This window comes from Streptomyces sp. V3I7 (assembly GCF_030817495.1).
In the GTDB taxonomy this organism is placed as follows: domain Bacteria; phylum Actinomycetota; class Actinomycetes; order Streptomycetales; family Streptomycetaceae; genus Streptomyces.
On sequence record NZ_JAUSZK010000001.1, the window covers coordinates 2559914 to 2578647 of the forward strand.

General features: G+C 69.3%; 23 protein-coding genes, 1 tRNA gene and 1 pseudogene. 9 read left to right on the top strand and 16 right to left on the bottom strand.

Translation table 11 applies throughout. From position 1 onward, the window contains the following. Positions 1-23 precede the first annotated feature (23 nt). The 4 genes from bcp (at position 24) to QFZ74_RS11915 (ending at position 2093) form a co-directional block, all read left to right on the top strand. Entirely contained in the window at positions 24-491 is a 468-nt protein-coding gene (gene bcp, locus QFZ74_RS11900) for a thioredoxin-dependent thiol peroxidase (protein WP_307620780.1), read from the top strand. A gap of 159 nt (positions 492-650) precedes the next feature. Further along, positions 651-1313, top strand: coding sequence for an HNH endonuclease signature motif containing protein (locus tag QFZ74_RS11905; protein WP_307620781.1), 663 nt, complete (start codon positions 651-653; stop codon positions 1311-1313). Next, positions 1310-1978, top strand: coding sequence for an HNH endonuclease (locus QFZ74_RS11910; RefSeq protein WP_307620782.1), 669 nt, complete (start codon positions 1310-1312; stop codon positions 1976-1978). The genes QFZ74_RS11905 and QFZ74_RS11910 overlap by 4 nt, the downstream gene beginning before the upstream one ends. Positions 1979-2009: 31 nt before the next feature. After that, positions 2010-2093 (top strand) — tRNA-Leu (locus tag QFZ74_RS11915). A 47-nt stretch (positions 2094-2140) separates the two neighbouring features. Here the strand turns inward: QFZ74_RS11915 and rdgB are convergent. From rdgB to QFZ74_RS11935, 4 genes are all read right to left on the bottom strand, one after another. Then, positions 2141-2743: an RdgB/HAM1 family non-canonical purine NTP pyrophosphatase gene (rdgB, locus tag QFZ74_RS11920; RefSeq protein ID WP_307620783.1), complete on the bottom strand. Its 603-nt coding sequence runs from the start codon at positions 2741-2743 to the stop codon at positions 2141-2143. 32 nt (positions 2744-2775) lie between these two features. Next, positions 2776-3186 carry a hypothetical protein gene (locus tag QFZ74_RS11925; RefSeq protein ID WP_307620784.1) on the bottom strand — a complete coding sequence of 137 codons (411 nt, stop codon included), beginning with the start codon at positions 3184-3186 and terminating at the stop codon, positions 2776-2778. 159 nt (positions 3187-3345) lie between these two features. Continuing rightward, entirely contained in the window at positions 3346-4086 is a 741-nt protein-coding gene (rph, locus tag QFZ74_RS11930; RefSeq protein WP_307620785.1) for a ribonuclease PH, read from the bottom strand. Between the two features lie 34 nt (positions 4087-4120). After that, positions 4121-4354: a PTS glucose/sucrose transporter subunit IIB gene (locus QFZ74_RS11935; RefSeq protein ID WP_307620786.1), complete on the bottom strand. Its 234-nt coding sequence runs from the start codon at positions 4352-4354 to the stop codon at positions 4121-4123. 137 nt (positions 4355-4491) lie between these two features. On the opposite strand from QFZ74_RS11935, the gene QFZ74_RS11940 reads away from it, so the two are divergent. Next, positions 4492-5766, top strand: coding sequence for a PTS transporter subunit EIIC (locus QFZ74_RS11940; RefSeq protein WP_307620787.1), 1275 nt, complete (start codon positions 4492-4494; stop codon positions 5764-5766). Positions 5767-5790: 24 nt separating this feature from the next. Here the strand turns inward: QFZ74_RS11940 and QFZ74_RS11945 are convergent, their stop codons facing one another. Further along, complete coding sequence (locus tag QFZ74_RS11945) at positions 5791-6543, bottom strand: MBL fold metallo-hydrolase (RefSeq protein WP_307620788.1); 753 nt, start codon at positions 6541-6543, stop codon at positions 5791-5793. Positions 6544-6776: 233 nt separating this feature from the next. Between QFZ74_RS11945 and QFZ74_RS11950 the strand changes: the two genes are divergently transcribed. Next, complete coding sequence (locus tag QFZ74_RS11950) at positions 6777-7259, top strand: type II toxin-antitoxin system PemK/MazF family toxin (protein WP_307620789.1); 483 nt, start codon at positions 6777-6779, stop codon at positions 7257-7259. A gap of 5 nt (positions 7260-7264) precedes the next feature. Then, positions 7265-7501, top strand: a pseudogene (locus QFZ74_RS11955) (FtsX-like permease family protein); the annotation flags it as partial. On the opposite strand, the gene QFZ74_RS11960 reads toward QFZ74_RS11955, so the two are convergent. From QFZ74_RS11960 to clpS, 9 genes are all read right to left on the bottom strand, one after another. Next, positions 7477-7950 (bottom strand): hypothetical protein, encoded by a 474-nt coding sequence (locus QFZ74_RS11960; RefSeq protein WP_307620790.1) that lies wholly within the window; start codon positions 7948-7950, stop codon positions 7477-7479. The pseudogene QFZ74_RS11955 and the gene QFZ74_RS11960 overlap by 25 nt on opposite strands. A gap of 204 nt (positions 7951-8154) precedes the next feature. Continuing rightward, positions 8155-8694, bottom strand: a complete 540-nt coding sequence (locus tag QFZ74_RS11965; RefSeq protein ID WP_307620791.1) for a GNAT family N-acetyltransferase — start codon at positions 8692-8694, stop codon at positions 8155-8157. Between the two features lie 12 nt (positions 8695-8706). Further along, positions 8707-9657 carry a PLP-dependent cysteine synthase family protein gene (locus QFZ74_RS11970; protein WP_307620792.1) on the bottom strand — a complete coding sequence of 317 codons (951 nt, stop codon included), beginning with the start codon at positions 9655-9657 and terminating at the stop codon, positions 8707-8709. Between the two features lie 16 nt (positions 9658-9673). After that, complete coding sequence (locus QFZ74_RS11975; protein ID WP_307620793.1) at positions 9674-9952, bottom strand: MoaD/ThiS family protein; 279 nt, start codon at positions 9950-9952, stop codon at positions 9674-9676. Between the two features lie 113 nt (positions 9953-10065). Then, entirely contained in the window at positions 10066-10161 is a 96-nt protein-coding gene (locus QFZ74_RS30420) for a putative leader peptide (protein ID WP_373462372.1), read from the bottom strand. Between the two features lie 113 nt (positions 10162-10274). Beyond that, on the bottom strand, positions 10275-10697 hold the full coding sequence (locus tag QFZ74_RS11980; RefSeq protein ID WP_307620794.1) for a M67 family metallopeptidase: 423 nt from the start codon (positions 10695-10697) through the stop codon (positions 10275-10277). A 134-nt stretch (positions 10698-10831) separates the two neighbouring features. Next, the gene (locus QFZ74_RS11985) at positions 10832-12271 is read right to left on the bottom strand and encodes an amino acid permease (protein WP_307620795.1); all 1440 of its coding nucleotides are present in this window, start codon (positions 12269-12271) and stop codon (positions 10832-10834) included. A 370-nt stretch (positions 12272-12641) separates the two neighbouring features. Continuing rightward, complete coding sequence (locus QFZ74_RS11990) at positions 12642-13244, bottom strand: DUF2017 domain-containing protein (RefSeq protein ID WP_307620796.1); 603 nt, start codon at positions 13242-13244, stop codon at positions 12642-12644. 11 nt (positions 13245-13255) lie between these two features. Further along, entirely contained in the window at positions 13256-13621 is a 366-nt protein-coding gene (gene clpS, locus QFZ74_RS11995) for an ATP-dependent Clp protease adapter ClpS (RefSeq protein WP_307620797.1), read from the bottom strand. Positions 13622-13628: 7 nt separating this feature from the next. Here clpS and QFZ74_RS12000 point away from each other — a divergent pair, with 7 nt between their 5' ends. Then, positions 13629-15026, top strand: a complete 1398-nt coding sequence (locus QFZ74_RS12000; RefSeq protein WP_373462373.1) for a nicotinate phosphoribosyltransferase — start codon at positions 13629-13631, stop codon at positions 15024-15026. 46 nt (positions 15027-15072) lie between these two features. Further along, entirely contained in the window at positions 15073-15660 is a 588-nt protein-coding gene (locus QFZ74_RS12005; protein ID WP_307620798.1) for a nicotinamidase, read from the top strand. A gap of 3 nt (positions 15661-15663) precedes the next feature. On the opposite strand, the gene QFZ74_RS12010 is transcribed toward QFZ74_RS12005, so the two are convergent. Continuing rightward, positions 15664-16029, bottom strand: a complete 366-nt coding sequence (locus tag QFZ74_RS12010) for a hypothetical protein (protein ID WP_307620799.1) — start codon at positions 16027-16029, stop codon at positions 15664-15666. Positions 16030-16150: 121 nt separating this feature from the next. Continuing rightward, positions 16151-18502: an immune inhibitor A domain-containing protein gene (locus QFZ74_RS12015; protein ID WP_307620800.1), complete on the bottom strand. Its 2352-nt coding sequence runs from the start codon at positions 18500-18502 to the stop codon at positions 16151-16153. Positions 18503-18734: the final 232 nt, after the last annotated feature.

Here is an 18734-nt window from a genome sequence, read left to right on the forward strand (position 1 = left end):
ACCCCTCCCGTTAGGCTAGACCGATGAGCGAGCGACTCCAGCCCGGGGACGTGGCCCCCGCCTTCTCCCTTCCCGACGCCGACGGCAACGAGGTGTCCTTGGCCGACCACAAGGGCCGCAAGGTCATCGTCTACTTCTACCCCGCTGCCCTCACTCCAGGCTGCACCAAGCAGGCCTGCGACTTCACCGACAACCTGGCACTGCTCGCCGACGCGGGCTACGACGTCATCGGCATCTCCCCCGACAAGCCGGAGAAGCTGGGCAAGTTCCGCGAGCAGGAGAACCTCAAGGTCACCCTGCTCGCCGACCCGGACAAGAAGGTGCTGGAGGCGTACGGCGCCTACGGCGAGAAGAAGCTGTACGGCAAGACGGTCGTCGGCGTCATCCGCTCCACGGTGGTCGTGGACGAGGAGGGCAAGGTCGAGCGCGCCCTGTACAACGTGAAGGCCACCGGCCACGTCGCCAAGATCATCAAGGACCTGGGGATCTGAGGATCCGGGGGTCTAAGGAACGTTTCTGCAGGTAGGACGGCCCGCACCGGGACACACCGGTGCGGGCCGTCCTGCATGCCGGGCGTGACTGTCCGATAAACGGTTCGTTACTCCGTACGAGACCGCGAACACGCGGCGGAAAACGGAGGGGGCGGGCTCATGGGGGCCAGTGCATACACCAAGGAGCGGCTGGAGGCGGCCGCTCGGGGAGCGCGGAACTTGTCGGAAGCGTTGGAGAGGCTGGGGGTGGATCCGGGGAGTTCGACGCGGGGGTACGTAACGAGGCGCATGAAGAAGCTCGGTGTAGATACGTCGCACTTCGAGCGAGAGGGGGCGAAGTGGACGCGGGAGATCCTTCAGTCGGCGGTGTCGGCGTCCAGGAACATGTGCGAGGTGCTGCGCCATCTCGAGATTGAGGCCGTGGGCGGGTATCACACACACATCAGCCGCCGGATCAAGGCGTTCGGGATCGACACCTCGCACTTCACGCCAGCGGTCCGTACGGAGAACATGAGGCACAACCAGCGGCGCCGGACCGCTGATGAGATCCTCGTCGAGGACACGTCAGCGCACCCCAGGCGCACCTCGAGCAGCCGCCTCAAGAGGGCGATGCGCGAGCTGGGAGTGGAGGAGCGCTGCGCCCTGTGCGGTATCGAACCAGTCTGGCTGGGCGAGCCGCTCCCCTTGGAGGTCGACCACATCGACGGCAGTTGGCGCAACAACCGTCTCGAGAACCTGCGCCTACTCTGCCCCAACTGCCACTCGACAACAGACAGTTATCGAGGGCGCGGCAAGGGCTGCATGAGGAGCGGCGTCTCATGAGCCACGGCGTGCAGTACACCCACGAACAACTGGTTGAGGCGGCCGCGCAGTGCTCCAACATCGACGAGGTCATCGACTTCTTCGGCACGCGGCCATACCGCAACCTTCGTCTGCACCTGTACAAACGTTTCGAGCACTTCGGCATCGACGTCTCGCACTTCCCTCGCCGACGGCGGGCTAAGGAACCACACCCCAAACCGGCAGCTTTAGAGTTGCGGTGCGCGGTCGACGGAGCAACATCCATCGCAGGTGCTCTCCGCGCCCTGGGCATGCCCCGCAGCGGCCAGTTTCGTGCCCTGTTCCATCAGTGGGTGGTCGAGGATGACCTCGATACCTCACACTTCCTCGGCCAAGCCCACCAGCGAGGCAGGCCGAGCTCGAACGCCAAACGGCCTGAGGACGTCCTGGTACAGCACGAACGCAAGCACCGAACGGGCACCTCATTGCTCCGCCGCGCTCTCCGCGACATCGGGGTGCCAGAGGAGTGTGCAAGGTGTGGTGTCGGCCCCGAGTGGCTGGGCAAGCCCATGACGCTGGAGGTCGATCACATCAACGGGGACTGGCGGGACGACCGACGCAAGAACCTGCGGTTGCTCTGCCCTAACTGCCACGCGATCACCAGCACGTGGTGCCGGGGAGGGCGGGCCAACATCCCTCTCCAGTGAACGAGGCCTACCCGGTAGCATGGCCGTGCACGCGGCCGTGTCGTAACTGGCAGCCGAGCTGCGTTTAGATCGCAGTGGGCGAAAGCCCGTGTGGGTTCGAATCCCACCGGCCGCACCCAGCCCCGCACCTTCGATTCGAAGGTGCGGGGCGTTTTCGTGAGGTCAGCCCAGCAGCTCCCGCACCACCGGCACCAGCGCCCTGAACGCCTTCCCCCGGTGGCTGATCGCGTTCTTCTCCTCTGGGCTCAGTTCCGCGCACGTTCGCGTTTCACCCTCCGGCTGGAGGATCGGGTCGTAGCCGAAGCCGTTCGTGCCGGCTGGGGTGTGGCGCAGGGTGCCTCGCAGCCGGCCCTCGACCACGCGTTCCCGGCCGTCCGGCAGGGCGAGAGCCGCCGCGCACGCGAAGTGGGCGCCGCGGTGTTCGTCGGCGATGTCGGAGAGCTGGGCGAGGAGGAGGTCCAGGTTGGCCTTGTCGTCGCCGTGGCGGCCGGCCCAGCGGGCGGAGAAGATGCCGGGGGCGCCATTCAGGACGTCCACGCACAGGCCGGAGTCGTCGGCGACGGCGGGCAGGCCGGTCGCCTGGGCGAGGGCGTGGGCCTTCAGCAGGGCGTTCTCGGCGAAGGTCACGCCCGTCTCCTTGACGTCGGGGACGTCGGGGAAGGTGTCGGCGCCGACCAGTTCGTGCGGGAGGCCGGCCGCGGCGAGGATGGCGTGGAGTTCGGCGATCTTGCCGGCGTTGCGGGTGGCGAGGATCAGGCGGGTCATGGGGGCCAGTATCCCCCGCGCCCCGCCGGGCCCTACGGCGTGCAGACCTTCGTGAGTTCGCCCGCGGCGTCGGTGACGGGGGTGATGTCCGGGGTGTTGTCGCCGTTCCTGACCGAGCTGCGGACCTGGTCGACCGCCTTGCCCAGGTCGTCGACGGCCTTGTCGACGTCGGCGTTGTCCGTCCGGTCGCCGATCTCGTCGAGGTTCTTGTCGATGGCGTCGAGGGACTCCACGGTGCGGGTGGGGTCGTTCGCCGCGTTCTCCACCGCCTGCTGGAGGTCGGTGACGTTGTCGGCGATGGCGTCGGCGGTCTGGACGCAGTCCAGTGCCTTGTCGACGGCGGCGCAGCCGGTGGTGAGACCGGCGGTGAGTGCGACGGCCGCGGCGGCGGCGATGGCGGTGGCGGTGGTACGGGCCAGGCGTCGGCGGCGGCTCGCGGACATGCGGTGGTTTCCCTCCCCGGTGGATGACGATGGCACGGGCGCACGGTGGTGGGCCGTACGTCCGTACTGGGAGGGACGCCGGGCGGGAGGGGTGTGGTTGCCCCGCCCGCCCTTCGTTTTTGGTCTTCCCTTTACTTGCTGTGGGACTCGCTGCGGGACTTACTGCGGGTCGAGGGTGCGTGCCAGCGCTTCGCGCTGGGCGTCGGCGAGTTCGCCGCAGCCGGCCACGGCCAGGTCGAGCAGGGCGTTGAGTTCCTCGCGGGCGAAGGGTTCGGCCTCGGCGGTGCCCTGGACCTCGACGAAGCGGCCGTCGCCGGTGCAGACGACGTTCATGTCGGTCTCGGCCCGTACGTCCTCCTCGTAGCAGAGGTCGAGCAGGGGCACGCCGTCGACGATGCCGACGGAGACGGCGGAGACGGTGCCGGTCAGCGGCTGGCGGCTGGGGCGGATCAGCTTCTTCTTCTGGGCCCAGGCGATGGCGTCGGCGAGTGCGACGTACGCGCCGGTGATGGCGGCGGTGCGGGTGCCGCCGTCGGCCTGGAGGACGTCGCAGTCCAGCACGATGGTGTTCTCGCCGAGGGCCTTGTAGTCGATGACGGCACGCAGGGAGCGGCCGATGAGGCGGCTGATCTCGTGGGTGCGGCCGCCGATCTTGCCGCGGACGGACTCGCGGTCGCCGCGGGTGTTGGTGGCGCGGGGCAGCATGGCGTACTCCGCGGTGACCCAGCCCTCGCCGCTGCCCTTGCGCCAGCGGGGGACGCCTTCGGTGACGGAGGCGGTGCACAGCACCTTGGTGTCGCCGAAGGAGACGAGGACGGAGCCTTCGGCGTGCTTGCTCCAGCCGCGTTCGATCGTGACGGGGCGGAGCTGTTCAGGGGTGCGGCCGTCGATACGAGACATGGCGTCGAGCCTAGTGCCAGGTCCTCGGTCCGGTTCACATCAGGTCCTCGATCTCGGCGGCGATGGGGTCGGCGTCGGTGCCGATGACGACCTGGACGGCGTGGCCGAACCGGACGACGCCGTGTGCTCCTGCGGCTTTGAGGGCGCTTTCGTCGACCAGTGAGGGGTCGGCGACCTCGGTGCGCAGGCGGGTGATGCAGCCCTCGATCTCCTCGATGTTGTCGATGCCCCCGAGTCCGGCGACGATCTTCTCAGCCTTGCTGGCCATGGTGTTTCTCCCTGGTGTGAACCCGTTCGCCGCAGTAACCCATAGTCGGACGGTCCAAGCGAGTATTTGCGGCATACATTCCGGTGATGGCGTTCGTACCGATTGACGGGCCACCACCCGATGGAGGAGAGCAGCGCATGAGCACCGCCACCGCGACGGCGGCCCCCGCGAAGCACACCAAGAAGCGGGGTCCGGGCCTGTTCCAGGGACTGCAGAAGGTCGGCCGCAGCCTCCAGCTTCCGATCGCCGTGCTGCCGGCGGCGGGCATCATGGTCCGGCTCGGTTACGGCGACGTCTTCGGCAGCGACGGCCTCGGCTGGGACCGGGTCGCCGCCGTCTTCGAGGCGGCGGGCAGCGCCATCACGAGCAGCCTGCCGCTGCTGTTCTGTATCGGTGTCGCCATCGGTTTCGCGAAGAAGTCGGACGGTTCGACCGCGCTCGCCGCGCTGGTCGGCTTCCTCGTCTACAGCAAGGTGCTCGAAGCGTTCCCGCTGACGGAGCAGCACATCGACCACGGGCGGATCGTCGAGGCGACGTACAACGACCCGGGGGTGTTCGGCGGGATCGTCATGGGGCTGCTGTCGGCCGTCATGTGGCAGCGGTTCCACCGTACGAAGCTGGTGGACTGGCTCGGGTTCTTCAACGGGCGGCGGCTGGTGCCGATCCTGATGGCGTTCGTCGGCGCGCTGGCCGGGGTGGTGTTCTGTCTGGTGTGGGCGCCGGTGGGTGCGGCCATCACGGGCTTCGGCGGGTGGATGACGGGCCTCGGTGCGTCGGGTGCGGCGCTGTTCGGGCTGGTCAATCGGGCGCTGATTCCGATCGGTATGCACCAGTTCGTGAACACTGTGGCGTGGTATCAGCTCGGTGAGTTCAAGGACGGGGCGGGTGAGGTCTTCACCGGGGACTACAGCCGTTTTCTGCACGGGGATCCGAGTGCCGGGATGTTCATGTCGGGCTTCTTCCCGATCATGATGTTCGGCCTGCCGGCGGCGGCGCTCGCCATCGCGCACTGCGCGCGGCCCGAGCGCCGCAGGGCGGTGACGGGCATGATGGTCTCGCTCGCGCTGACCTCGTTCGTCACGGGGGTGACGGAGCCGATCGAGTTCTCGTTTCTGTTCATCGCGCCGGCGCTGTACGCGGTGCACGCGGTGCTGACCGCCGTGTCGATGGCCGTGACGTGGGCGCTGGGGGTCCACGCCGGCTTCAACTTCTCGGCAGGCGCGATCGACTACGTCCTCAACTGGAATCTGGCCACCCGCCCGTGGCTGATCCTGCCGATCGGCCTGGTGTGCGCGGCGGTCTACTACGCCCTCTTCCGCTTCGTCATCGTCCGGTTCGACCTGGCCACCCCGGGCCGGGAGCCCGGGGAGGAAGAGGAGACGGCGAGGGAGGCGGCGTCGGCGAAGACGTGAGGGGCGCCGGCGGGGGCGGACGGGTCAGAGTTCGTACGTCGCCCTGGGCTGGGCCAGCTCCACCGGGCCGTCGAAGACCGCGCGCGCGTCGGTCAGGTTGACCTGGGGGTCGGTCCACGGCGGGATGTGGGTGAGGACCAGCAGACCGGCGCCCGCGCGGGCCGCCGTCTCTCCGGCCTCGCGGCCGTTGAGGTGCAGGTCGGGGATGTCCTCCTTGCCGTAGGTGAAGGCGGCCTCGCACAGGAACAGGTCGGCGTCGCGGGCCAGCGCGTCGAGCACCTCGGTGGTGCCCGTGTCGCCGGAGTACGTCAGCGACTTGCCGCCGTGCTCGATGCGGATGGCGTACGACTCGACGGGGTGCGGCACTCGCTCGGTGTGCACGGTGAAGGGGCCGATCTCGAAGGTGGACGGCTTGACCGTGTGGAAGTCGAAGACCTCGCTCATCGACGAGGCGGAGGGGGTGTCCGCGTAGGCGGTGGTCAGCCGCTGCTCGGTGCCTTCGGGGCCGTAGACCGGGATGGGGGCGCAGCGGCCGCCGTCGTAGCGGTAGTAGCGCGCCACGAAGTAGGCGAGCATGTCGATGCAGTGGTCGGCGTGCAGGTGGCTGAGGAAGATCGCGTCGAGGTCGTAGAGACCGCAGTGGCGCTGCAGCTCGCCGAGGGCGCCGTTGCCCATGTCGAGGAGCAGCCGGAAGCCGTCGGCCTCGACGAGGTAGCTCGAGCAGGCCGATTCCGCGGAGGGGAACGACCCCGAGCAGCCGACGACGGTGAGCTTCATGAAGCAGAAACCTCCGTTGGCGGGATCCAGAGGGGTGGATGAGGAGTCGGGCGGGTACGGACGGGGGGTCGTGCGGTTCGTTGAGCGTAAGGCGCGTACGGGCCGGTCGCTCCTTCGCCAGGGGCCGTTGTGGGCGAACTCACCTGTGGTGTCACCAATTCGGCTGGAACCAGGGCGCATCAAGGTGGAGAGAGGGCGCGCGTGGGTGTTTGCGCGCCGGTAACGTCAATCGTATGGACACGTCCTGGTGGCTCGCGCTCGCGGCGGTGGTACTGCTCGCGCTGGTCGCCACGCTCATCGACGGCTGGGGGCGCGGACGCCGTCCGCGGGGGCGCCGGTCGCGGCCGCCGGGGCGGCGCGAGGGACCGGCGCCGGGGCGGCGCGAGGGACCGCGGGATCGCGCGACGCGGCCGCGGCCCGGGGACATCTGGTGGGCGCACGTGCCGTACGAGGACGGCCCCGGCGCCAAGGACCGGCCCTGTCTGGTGCTGACGGTGCGCGGGAACCGGGCGACGGTCGCCAAGATCACCAGCCGGTTCCACGACGAGCGGGCCGGGGTGATCCCGCTGCCGCCGGGTTCTGTCGGCGACGCGCGGGGCCGGCCGAGCTTCCTGGAGACGGGCGAGCTGCGGCAGGTGCCGGTACGGGACTTCAGGCGGCGGGTGGGTGTGGTCGACCCGGTGCTGTGGGACCTGGTGCGGCACTTGGCCTGCTGAGTGGCGTCGCCGTCCTCGGTGTCATCACCACCCTCGCCATGTCGGTGTTCGAGCGCGCGCAGGAGATGGGCATGCTCCGCGCGATCGGCCTGGACCGCCGGTCCGTCAAGCGGATGGTCCGCCTGGAGTCCCTGGTCATCTCGCTCTTCGGCGGCGTCCTGGGCATCGGCCTCGGCGTGTTCTTCGGCTGGGCGGCCGGTGAGCTGCTGAGCGGGGATCAGCGCACCAGGACGGTGACCGTCCAGTGCTGGATGCCCTTGCAGGAGACCTTGCCCAGGGAGGCGCACAGCGGGCGGGTCGAGGAGAGGGTCGCGAGGCCGGGCGCGACGGCGTCGTAGGCGGCGACCGCGTCTCCCGGCAGGATGACGAAGCCCGGGTTGGCGGCCCGCAGCGCGTCGCCTCTCTCGGTGACGGGGGCCCAGGGGCGCTCCTCGGTGCCGTCGAGGGTGAGCCGGATCTGGCCGCCGCGCACGAGGCAGACGACGCGGCCGTGGTCGGCGGCGGTGAGTTCGGCGTGGGTCACGCAGGTGGTCGCGGGCGGCGCCGAACTCCCGGACGGGGACGCGGCGCTGCCGCCCGCGCCGGTGTCCCCGGCGCTGGTGCCGCAGCCCATGAGGAGGAGTGCCGCCGTGGCGGCGACGACCGTCGCGTGCCGGGGAGGCGTCGGGCGCTGGAGTCTCGTACGTCGCATGGGTGCTCGCCTTTCCGCCGGGGCCGGCCGACCGGCAGGCCCGCAGAAGTGACGTTCCCACTGCGACCGCCGATCCGTGGCGCGGCCGCGGCCGCGTCACCCGGCCGGGGGTCCTCCGCTCAGCGGTACGTCAGGGGGTCAGGTCTGGTCCATGTCCGCACAGTGGCGGCCTCGCCCCATGGTCCAACGGGTCGCCGCGGGCGGCTACTCGTCCTCGTCCTCCCGTGGATCGAAGTCGGCCCACAGCACCTCGCCGTCATGAATCGCGTCGGTCGGCCGCATCCCCAAGGCCCTCGCGATACCGGCCGAGGCGCGATGACCGGGATGCACATGGGCCACACACCCCGCCACCCCCTGGGTGCGCAGCCACCGGACCATGGTGGAGGCGCCCTCCCTGCCGTAGCCGGCACCTTGGAAGGCGTGGCCGACGACCCAGGCGAGCTCAGCCTCGACGCGGGCTGGGCGGGGGCGGTAGAGCGTCGCCTGCACTGTTCCGACCAGCTGCCCGCCGCGGATGGTCCGGAGCATCCAGTTCAGCCAGCCCTGCCGCCCGTCGGGTGAGTGGCCCACCGTCTGCCGCCGGTAGCGCCGCTCCAGTTCCTCTCGGGTGGGCGGCGTACCTCCGGTCCACTCGTGCAGACGCCCGTCGTCGAGGATTTCCGCGGCTTCCTCGGCATGTGCGATTGCCAGCGGCTCCAGTTGCAGACGAGCCCCTTGGAGCGGGGCGGCGGCCGGCCAGGTCATTGCGGCAATCACCTAGGCCCAGAGCTGGCCCTGGAGCGCCTCGATGGCCTCCTCGGTCGTGGCGGCGGTGTAGACGCCCGTCGAGAGGTACTTCCAGCCGCCGTCGGCGACGACGAAGACGATGTCGGCGCTCTCGCCCGCCTTGACCGCCTTCTTGCCGACGCCGATCGCGGCGTGCAGGGCGGCGCCGGTCGAGACGCCCGCGAAGATGCCCTCCTGCTGGAGGAGTTCACGGGTACGGGTGACCGCGTCGGCGGAGCCGACCGAGTAGCGGGTGGTGAGGACGGAGGCGTCGTACAGCTCCGGTACGAAGCCCTCGTCGAGGTTGCGCAGGCCGTACACCAGGTCGTCGTAGCGGGGTTCGGCGGCGACGATCTTGATGTCGGGCTTGTGTTCGCGCAGGTAGCGGCCGACGCCCATGAGCGTGCCCGTGGTGCCGAGGCCCGCGACGAAGTGGGTGACCGACGGGAGGTCGGTGAGGATCTCGGGGCCGGTCGTGGCGTAGTGCGCGCCCGCGTTGTCCGGGTTGCCGTACTGGTAGAGCATCACCCAGTCCGGGTGCTCGGCGGCGAGCTCCTTGGCGACGCGTACGGCGGTGTTGGAGCCGCCCGCGGCGGGGCTGGGGATGATCTCGGCGCCCCACATGCCGAGCAGGTCCCGGCGTTCCTGGGAGGTGTTCTCCGGCATCACGCACACCATGCGGTAGCCCTTGAGCTTGGCCGCCATGGCCAGCGAGATGCCGGTGTTGCCGGAGGTGGGTTCGAGGATCGTGCGGCCGGGGGTGAGCCGGCCGTCCTTCTCCGCCTGCTCGATCATGTGCAGGGCGGGCCGGTCCTTGATCGAGCCGGTCGGGTTGCGGTCCTCGAGCTTCGCCCAGATCCGGACGTCGGAGGACGGCGACAGCCGCGGCAGGCGCACCAGGGGGGTGTTGCCCACCGCGGCCAGCGGGGAGTCGTAACGCATCGGAATCAGCGGCCGCTCAGGCCATGCCACCGGCGACAGCCGGCAGGATCGTCACGCTGTCGCCGTCGGAGAGCTTGGTGTTGATGCCGTCGATGAAGCGGACGTCCTCGTCGTTCAGGTAGACGTTCACGAAGCGGCGCAGCTCACCGCCGTCGAGGAGACGGTCCTGGATGCCCGCGTGCCGGGTCTCGAGGTCGGCGAACAGCTCGGCGAGGGTCTGTCCGTCGCCGTCGACGGCCTTCGCGCCGCCGGTGTACGTACGCAGGATGGTGGGGATGCGGACCTCGATGGCCATGGTTGCGGGCTCCTGTCGGAAGGTGTCGGTTCGGGGGGCGCGCGATGGGGGTCCCCCAGGCCCTCGGCACAGGGGGAGCGCCGCGGCTCACGGCCGTACGGCGGCGGGGAACGTCAACAGATGGCGCTGCTGAGCCTGCACAGGTCGACGTGCAGCCGCGCCACGAGCAGCACGCTCGGCGTCTTGTCGCTCACGTCGTGAAGAACCATGGGCTCATCGTATCGATTCCCGGTCCGGCTTCTGGATGGCGATCCCACATTTCGGACGGACTTCATCCGGGGTTCGAGATACGGGGTGCTGGCGGCTGTCGGGGCGGGCGGAGTCAGTACGTCTCCACCACCTTGACCTCCTCCTCCGTGATCTCGCCTTCGAGGATGCGGAAGGAGCGGAACTGGAAGTCGCCGGCGCCGTCGGTGTCCGCGGTCGACACCAGGACGTAGTGGGCGCCGGGCTCGTTGGCGTAGGAGATGTCGGTGCGGGAGGGGTAGGCCTCGGTCGCGGTGTGGGAGTGGTAGATCACCACCGGCTCCTCGTCGCGGTCGTCCATCTCCCGGTAGAGCGCCAGCAGGTCGCCGGAGTCGAACTCGTAGAACGTGGGCGAGCGGGCGGCGTTGAGCATCGGGATGAAGCGCTCGGGCCGGCCCTCGCCCACCGGACCCGCGACCACGCCGCACGCCTCGTCGGGGTGGTCCTGGCGCGCGTGCGCGACGATCCGGTCGTACAGGTCCTGGGTGATGGTCAGCATGCCGGCCAGGATAAGCAAAGGGGACGCCCCGTACCGATTGCTGGTACGGGGCGTCCCACAGTGCGGACGTCCTGAGCGGCTGTCGCAGGGAGTCCCACGAGTACTCCCTGCGACCGGACGTCCTTCGGGGAGGGTCAGCGCTTGTGGAAAGCGGCGGCTTCCGGGTTACGGCGCTTGAGGACCCAGTAGGCGACACCGAGGATCAGGGCCCACAGCGGCGCGCAGTACAGCGAGACGCGGGCGTCCTTGTCGATGCCCATCATCACGATCACCATGAGGATAAACAAGAGCGCGAACGCACTGGTGTACGGGGCCCCGGGGGCACGGAACTCGGACTGCGGCAGCTCGCCCCGGTCGGCCTTCCTCCGGTAGCGCATCTGGCAGATCAGGATGACGATCCAGGCCCACATGCCGGAGATGGTCGCGAAGGACACCACGTAGTCGAACGCCTTGCCCGGCCACTGGTAGTTGATCCAGACGCCGACCAGCATCAGCGCGGCGGAGACGGTCGTTCCGACGAGCGGGGTGCCGGTGCGGGTCAGCTTGGTGAAGAGCTTCGGGCCCTGGCTGTTGAGCGCGAGGTCGCGCAGCATGCGGCCGGTGGAGTACATGCCGGAGTTGCAGGACGACAGGGCGGCGGTGAGGACGACGAAGTTGACGATGCCCGCGCCGGCAGCCAGCCCCATCTTCTCGAAGGCGGCCACGAACGGGCTCACGCCCGGCTGGAAGGACGTCCACGGCACGACCGAGAGGATCATGATCAGTGCGCCGACGTAGAAGACGGCGATACGCCACGGCACGGTGTTGATCGCCTTGGGCAGCACGGTCTTGGGATCCTTGGACTCACCCGCGGTCACACCGACCAGCTCGACGGCGAGGAAGGCGAACATCACCATCTGCAGCGTCATCAGGGTGTTGCCGACGCCGTGCGGGAAGAAGCCGCCGTCGCTCCACAGGTGACTGACGGAGGCGGTGTCGCCGGCGTCGGAGAAGCCGATCGTCAGGATGCCGGCGCAGATCAGGATCATGCCGATGATCGCGGTGACCTTGACCATGGAGAACCAGAACTCCAGCTCACCGAAGAGCTTCACGGAGATCAGGTTCGCGCCGTAGAGCACGATCGTGAAGATCAGGGCCGAGACCCATTGCGGGATGTCGAACCAGTACGTCATATAGGCGGCCGCGGCGGTGACCTCGGTGATACCCGTGACCACCCAGAACAGCCAGTACGTCCACCCGGTCACGAAGCCCGCGAAGGGACCGATGAACTCACGCGCGTACTCGGAGAACGAGCCCGACACCGGGCGGTACATCAGCAGTTCGCCGAGCGCCCGCATGATGAGGAAGATGACCAGGCCCGCCACGGCGTACGCCAGGATCAGGCTGGGACCGGCCTTGGAAATGCCCTTGCCGGCACCGAGGAAGAGGCCGGTGCCGATGGCACCGCCGATGGCGATCATCTGGATCTGCCGGGCCCCGAGCCCTCGCTGGTAGCCCTCGCCGTCCTCGCTGCCCTCGACCTGCGCGGCCTCGTGGCCGTCGCGATGCCGGTCGTCGACCTGCGCTGAGGTCATGGTGATGCGCCTTTCTCCATGCCGACCCGGGCCGTTCGCTCGGCCTCGGATCGGGTTTCGATCCCCCCGGATTGATGGAGCTGTGCCTGGCCGGCGATTGGCCGGCTCGGTGGCGCACCCGGCCGAAACATGGGTGGTGTTCGCCGAGCGGTCGTGAAGGTTTATCACGCCCGTAACGGGGGGCGCTGTGGCGGAACACACAGGAAGAAGTGGAGAAAATGCCTCCGAACGGGGCATATCCGGCCGCAACGGTGACAGGATCGTTATCCGGATTTGAGCGTCCTCCGAGCGAACGCGATATCCGGACGAACGGGGATGCAAAGAGAACCGGCCGCATGCGGCCGGTTCACGGCATCGGATCAGGGCGTCATCACAGGAGCGTCGAGACGAGCGTCTCCTGGAGTCCGCCGAGCCACAGGTACGCCATCACCATCGGCTTGCGCGGGTCCTCGTCGGGGAGCCGGTAGAGGAGGTCGGTGTCGTCCTCGTCGGTGATCTCCAGCCGGGCGCCGATCGCCAGGCGCAGGTCGTTGAGCGCGCCGAGCCACTGCCTCGACTCGTCCGGCGACAGCTTGAGGACCGCGCCGCCCTCGCCGGCCGGGGCCAGCGCGTCCAGCGAGCGGATCACCGCGAGGGCGCTCTCCCGCTTGCCGGCCCGCAGGTCGTTCTCGGTGTAGCGGCGGAACTCGGCGGAGTGTGCCTGCTGCTCCTCGGCCGCCGCCGGGGAGTCCGGGAATCTCTCCGGGTCGCTGTAGGCGTCCGGGAAGAGGCGGCGCAGCACGGGGTCGGCGGGCGGCTCGCTCGGCCCCTCGGCGAAGAGTTCGGCGAGCGGGTCGGCGGGGGCGTCCTCGGTGGGGCCGGGGCCGATGAGTTCCATCAGCTGGACGGCCAGCGAGCGGATGATGGAGATCTCGACGTCGTCGAGGGCGACGGCCGCGCCGCCGCCGGGGAGCGGTTCGAAGTGTCCTGGCATCAGTGGGGTCGTTACTTCCGGTCCTGCTGGAGGGTGGCCCACAGGCCGTATCCGTGCATGGCCTGCACGTCGCGTTCCATCTCCTCGCGGCTTCCGCTGGAGACGACCGCGCGGCCCTTGTGGTGGACGTCGAGCATGAGCTTGGTGGCCTTGTCCTTGGAGTAGCCGAAGTACGACTGGAAGACGTACGTCACATAGCTCATGAGGTTGACCGGGTCGTTGTGGACGATCGTGACCCAGGGGACGTCGGGCTCAGGTACGGCGAAGACCTCCTCCGCCGACTCGGTGCGTTCGATCTCTACGGGAGCGGGTGACGTCACATGGCCATGCTGCCACGCGGCCCACAAATCGTCACACTGACGAGATGGGAGTAGCATCACCGTCATGAACTCAGGGGACCTTGGGCTGCCGATGAAAGAAGGGCGCGAAGCGCTTGTGCAGGAGGGCGGTGGTGGGCGACGGGTGGGCGTTCCCTCGACGGCGCTCTTCACGGACCAGTACGAGCTGACGATGGTGCAGGCTGCGCTCAAGGCGGGCACGGCCGAGCGGCGCAGCGTGTTCGAGGTCTTCACGAGGCGGCTGCCCAACGGCCGCCGCTACGGCGTCGTGGCGGGCACCGGACGGGTGCTGGACGCGGTCGAGAACTTCCGGTTCGAACCGGACGTCCTCGGCTTCCTGCGGGAGCGGCGGATCGTCGACGAGGAGACCCTCGACTGGCTGGCCGACTACCGCTTCGGCGGTGACATCTGGGGCTATCCCGAGGGCGAGGTGTACTTCCCGGGTTCGCCGATCATGCGGGTCGAGGGGTCGTTCGCCCAGTGCGTGCTGCTCGAGACCGTGATCCTGTCGATCCTCAACCACGACTCGGCCATCGCGGCGGCCGCCTCGCGCATGTCCTCCGCCGCGGCCGGGCGGCCGCTGATCGAGATGGGCGCCCGCCGAACCCACGAGCTGGCGGCCGTCGCGGCCTCGCGGGCGGCGTACGTCGGCGGCTTCGCGACCACCTCCGACCTGGCCGCGGGCTTCCGCTACGGCATCCCCACCGTGGGCACCTCAGCCCACGCCTTCACCCTGCTCCACGACCGTGAGCGGGACGCCTTCCAGGCCCAGGTGAACTCGCTCGGCCGGGGCACCACGCTGCTCGTCGACACGTACGACGTCGCCGAGGCGGTCCGCAGCGCCGTCGAGGTGGCCGGGCCGGACCTCGGCGCGGTGCGCATCGACTCCGGCGACCTGCTGCTCGTCGCGCACCGGGTGCGCCAGCAGCTGGACGCGCTGGGCGCGACGGATACGAAGATCGTCGTGACCTCGGACCTGGACGAGTACGCCATCGCCTCGCTCGCGGCGGCGCCGGTGGACGCGTACGGCGTGGGTACGCAGTTGGTGACCGGCTCCGGGCACCCGACCTGCTCGATGGTCTACAAGCTGGTCGCGCGCGCCGAGTCCGGCGATCCGAAGGCCCCGCTGGTGCCGGTGGCGAAGAAGTCCACGGGCGGCAAGACCTCGATCGGCGGCCGCAAGTGGGCGGCGCGGCGGCTGGACGAGTACGGGGTGGCCGAGGCCGAGGTCATCGGCACCGGACCGGTCCCCGGCGACCTGGCGGACCGGCAGCTGCTCGTCGAGCTGGTCAAGGGCGGCGAGGTCGTCACCCGCGAGCCGCTGGACGCCGCCCGGGAGCGGCACATGAGCGCGCGGGCCGACCTGCCGCTGTCCGCGACCCAGCTCTCCCGAGGGGAACCTGTCATTCCGACGGAGTACGTCGGCACCCCGTCGGGTAACTAGGGGGTGCCGCCTCGCTCGTCACGCTCACAGCCGAAGGACACCGACCATGCGCCGCGCCTTGATCGTCGTAGACGTGCAGAACGACTTCTGCGAGGGGGGCAGCCTCGCGGTGACCGGGGGTGCCGACGTGGCCGCCGCGGTCACCGAGCTGATCGGCCAGGCGCCGGCCGGGTACCGGCACGTGGTGGCGACCCGCGACCACCATGTCGCCCCGGGTGACCACTTCGCGGACAGCCCGGACTACGTCCACTCCTGGCCCGCGCACTGCGTCGCGGGCACGGAGGGCGTCGGCTTCCATCCGAACTTCGCCCCGGCGGTCGCCTCCGGCGCCGTCGACGCCGTCTTCGACAAGGGGGCGTACGCCGCCGCGTACAGCGGGTTCGAGGGGGCCGACGAGAACGGGACCGCGCTCGGCGACTGGCTGCGGGCCCGGGAGGTCGACGAGGTCGACGTGGTGGGCATCGCGACCGACCACTGTGTGAAGGCGACCGCCCTGGACGCCGTGCGCCAGGGTTTCCGCACCCATGTGCTCCTGGAGCTGACCGCCGGGGTGGCCGCGGAGACCACCGAGCGCGCCCTGGAGGAGCTGCGCGAGGCGGGCGTGGAGCTGAGCGGCAAGCCCGTCGTCCAGTAGGGGCTACGCCGGGGCGGCTGGGCGTCCGAGCAGGGATCTGATCGGGCGCCACAGCTCCGTCACGTCCGTGACCAGGCCCGATGGCGTCGGCAAGGCGGCGGCGCCGGGGTCCGTGCGCCATATCAGGCCGTCCGGATGGTGCAGGACCGCCGTGATCTCGTCCGGGGTCGGCGGGGCCGCGTTGCCCCGCAGGTAGACCGCCCGCAGGCCGAGGTTGCGCAGCCGCGTCAGGGCGCGGGCGCGGTTGCGGGCGTGCACCAGCACACGTACTCCCGTCATGGCGGCCGAAGCGTCGGCGGCGGGGCTGGGCAGGTTCAGTGCCACCACCACCGTGCCGTTCGGCAGCTTGCAGAATCCTCCTGCGGCCATGCGGTCATCCCCCCGTGCGTACAGGTGTCAATAAGAGAGCCACAGGACGCACCTAAACACGATCGGCGGCGACCCGCCAGGGGGTCACCGCCGATACGCTTCTGACCTGCGAAGACGCTGACTACTTCACCGCGGGGCCGATCTGGAGCGAGACGGTCGAGCCGTCCCAGGCCTCGTCGGTGACCCGGATCTTGGTGTTGGTGTCAGTGATCTTGACACCGCCGGCCGGGTTCGACTGGTCGTAGTAGGTGCTCGTGTGGTCGTTGAAGACCGGCACCCCGGCCGCCGAGGGGATCTTGGTCGCGACGTCCGCCTTGTGCAGGGTGAGGGCGTCGGTGCGGTCCAGGCCGAAGGTCGAGTCGTAGGACTGGATGCGGTTGCGCATCAGCGTGCCGTCGGACCACTTCAGCACCGCCGGGTGCGCGTCGACCGGCAGGACCAGGCCGACGCCCGGGTGGACGCTGGTGTTGTTGTCCGCCTGCGAGGTGTCCCACTTCCAGATCAACAGGCCGTTCTGGTACGGGTAGTGCTCCACCCAGTCCGGACGGGTCGTCGAGAAGCCGAAGTTGTACGGGCCGACCTGGAGGGTCTTGTCGTACGACACGTACTGGCGGTTCTCCGCGAGGTAGTACTGCGCGTAGTCCTTGGTGAAGGAGGCGCCGATGCGGGAGAAGCCGTTCGCGGTCCAGGCGGCGTCCGCGGACTCGGCGTCGTCGGAGAACAGGGCCTGGCCGTCGGCGGTCAGGGTGATCTCGTCGGCCGCGAAGCCCTTCTGCGCCACACCGCCGTCGGTCTGGTAGCGGAAGCGGACGTCGACCTTCTGGCCCGCGTAGGCGTTCAGGTCGTACGAAAGCTTCTTGTAGCCCTCGACCGTGCCGGTCAGCGCCGGCTTGTCGCTGGCGTCGCGCGGGATCGGCTGGCCGTCCACCGTGCCGTCCACAGCGGTCCAGTTGGCGCCGCCGTCGGTCGACACCTCGGTGTAGAGGTAGTCGTAGCCCGACTCGATGTCGTAGTAGCCGTCGAGGGTCAGCGCGGCCGAGGACTTGCCGGTGAGGTCGACCGAGCGGGTCAGCGTGTTCTTCAGGTCGTCGCCACTGCCGCTCCACCACTGGGTCGCGCCCTGGGCCGGCGTCACGACCGAGGTGGTGACCGCCTTGTCGGGCAGCTTCACCACCAGGCCCTGCTTGTTCGCGGTGTTGTACTCGGCGACGCCCAGCTTGTGCGAGGACGCCGTGCCGGCCTGGGCGATGTCGTAGTCGAGCCAGCCGAGCTGGAGCTTGTCCCAGGCGTTGAAGTCGCCCGGCAGGTCGCCGATGGCCTCCTTGCCGGTACCGAGCCAGGAACCGGAGGACATCAGGGTCCAGAAGCCGGTGGAGTTCTCCCCGCCCTGGGTGTCGTAGTGGTCCGGCAGACCGAGGTCGTGGCCGTACTCGTGGGCGAAGACGCCGAGTCCGCCGTTCTCCGGCTGGATGGTGTAGTCGCCGACCCAGATGCCGGTGTCGCCGATCTGGGCGCCGCCGAGCTTGTTGTCCTGGGGACCGGTGGCGCCGGCGTCGGTGCCGAAGGCGTACCAGCGGTGGGCCCAGATGGCGTTCTCGCCCTCGGCGCCGCCGCCCGCGGACTCGTCCTCACCGGCGTGCACGAGCTGGAAGTGGTCGATGTAGCCGTCGGGCTCGTTGAAGTCGCCGTCGCCGTCGTGGTCGTAGCGGTCCCACTGGTCGAAGCGGGCCAGGTCGGCCTTGATGTCGGCGTCGGACTTGCCGGCCGCCTTCTGCTGGGCGACCCAGGCGGTCACGCCGTCACTGACGGCGTTCCACACGCTCGAGCAGTTGGTCTGGCCGCAGGCGTTGTTGCCGTAACGGGCCTCGTTATAGGGGACCTTGACCCAGTCGGTGACCTCGCCGTCGACCGAGTAGCGGCCCGAGGACTGCTTCTCGTAGAACTTCTTCATCGACTCGACGCCGGTGCCAGTGCCGAAGTAGAGGTCCTGGAAGTGCTGCTGGTTGTAGTCCGCCTGCCAGGCCGTGCTGTTGTCCTTGGTGCGGTCGGGCTCGGCTATCCGGTTGTGCAGCGGGCCGGGCGTGCCGCCGTACTTCGGGTCGGCCTGGTCGCCGAACTCGACGAGGATCGTGAAGATCTTGTCGGTCTTCTCGCGGCCGAGCTCGACGTACTTGCTGTCGCCGCGCCGGCTGTCGAGCCGCACGACCTTCGAGCCGTCACGGCTCTCGACCTTGGCGTCGCCGGATATGACCTCGTTGAGGGCTTCCTGGCGCTGCGCCTCCTGGGTCTTGCTCAGGGGGCCGTCGAGGTTGTGCTCCCGCTGCTTCACCGGCTGCGGGTCGTGCCGGTCGATGGCGGCCGGCTTCGCCGCCGTGCTCGCCTCCGCCACCGCGAAGGTGGAGAACGTGGCGGACGCCGCCGCGAGCGCCACGCCGATCGCGGCCGCTCTGAACGTCCAGGGTCTGCTTGTCACTTGAGTTCCTCCCCCGCGCCGCGCACACGGAAGGGAAGGGACCAGGTCAGGGTGGTGTCCGTGCGCGCACGTTCAACGCGTGTGTCAAGTGCCCATATTTGACTAGAGGTTTGCAAGAAAAGACAGACCTTGACTTGGACAGGTCAATTGCACTATGCGGAGATGGCGTTCGCTTTACGAACACGCACGGGCGGTCAATGGGCGCATATGCCTGCGGAGTTGGCGGGTCCAT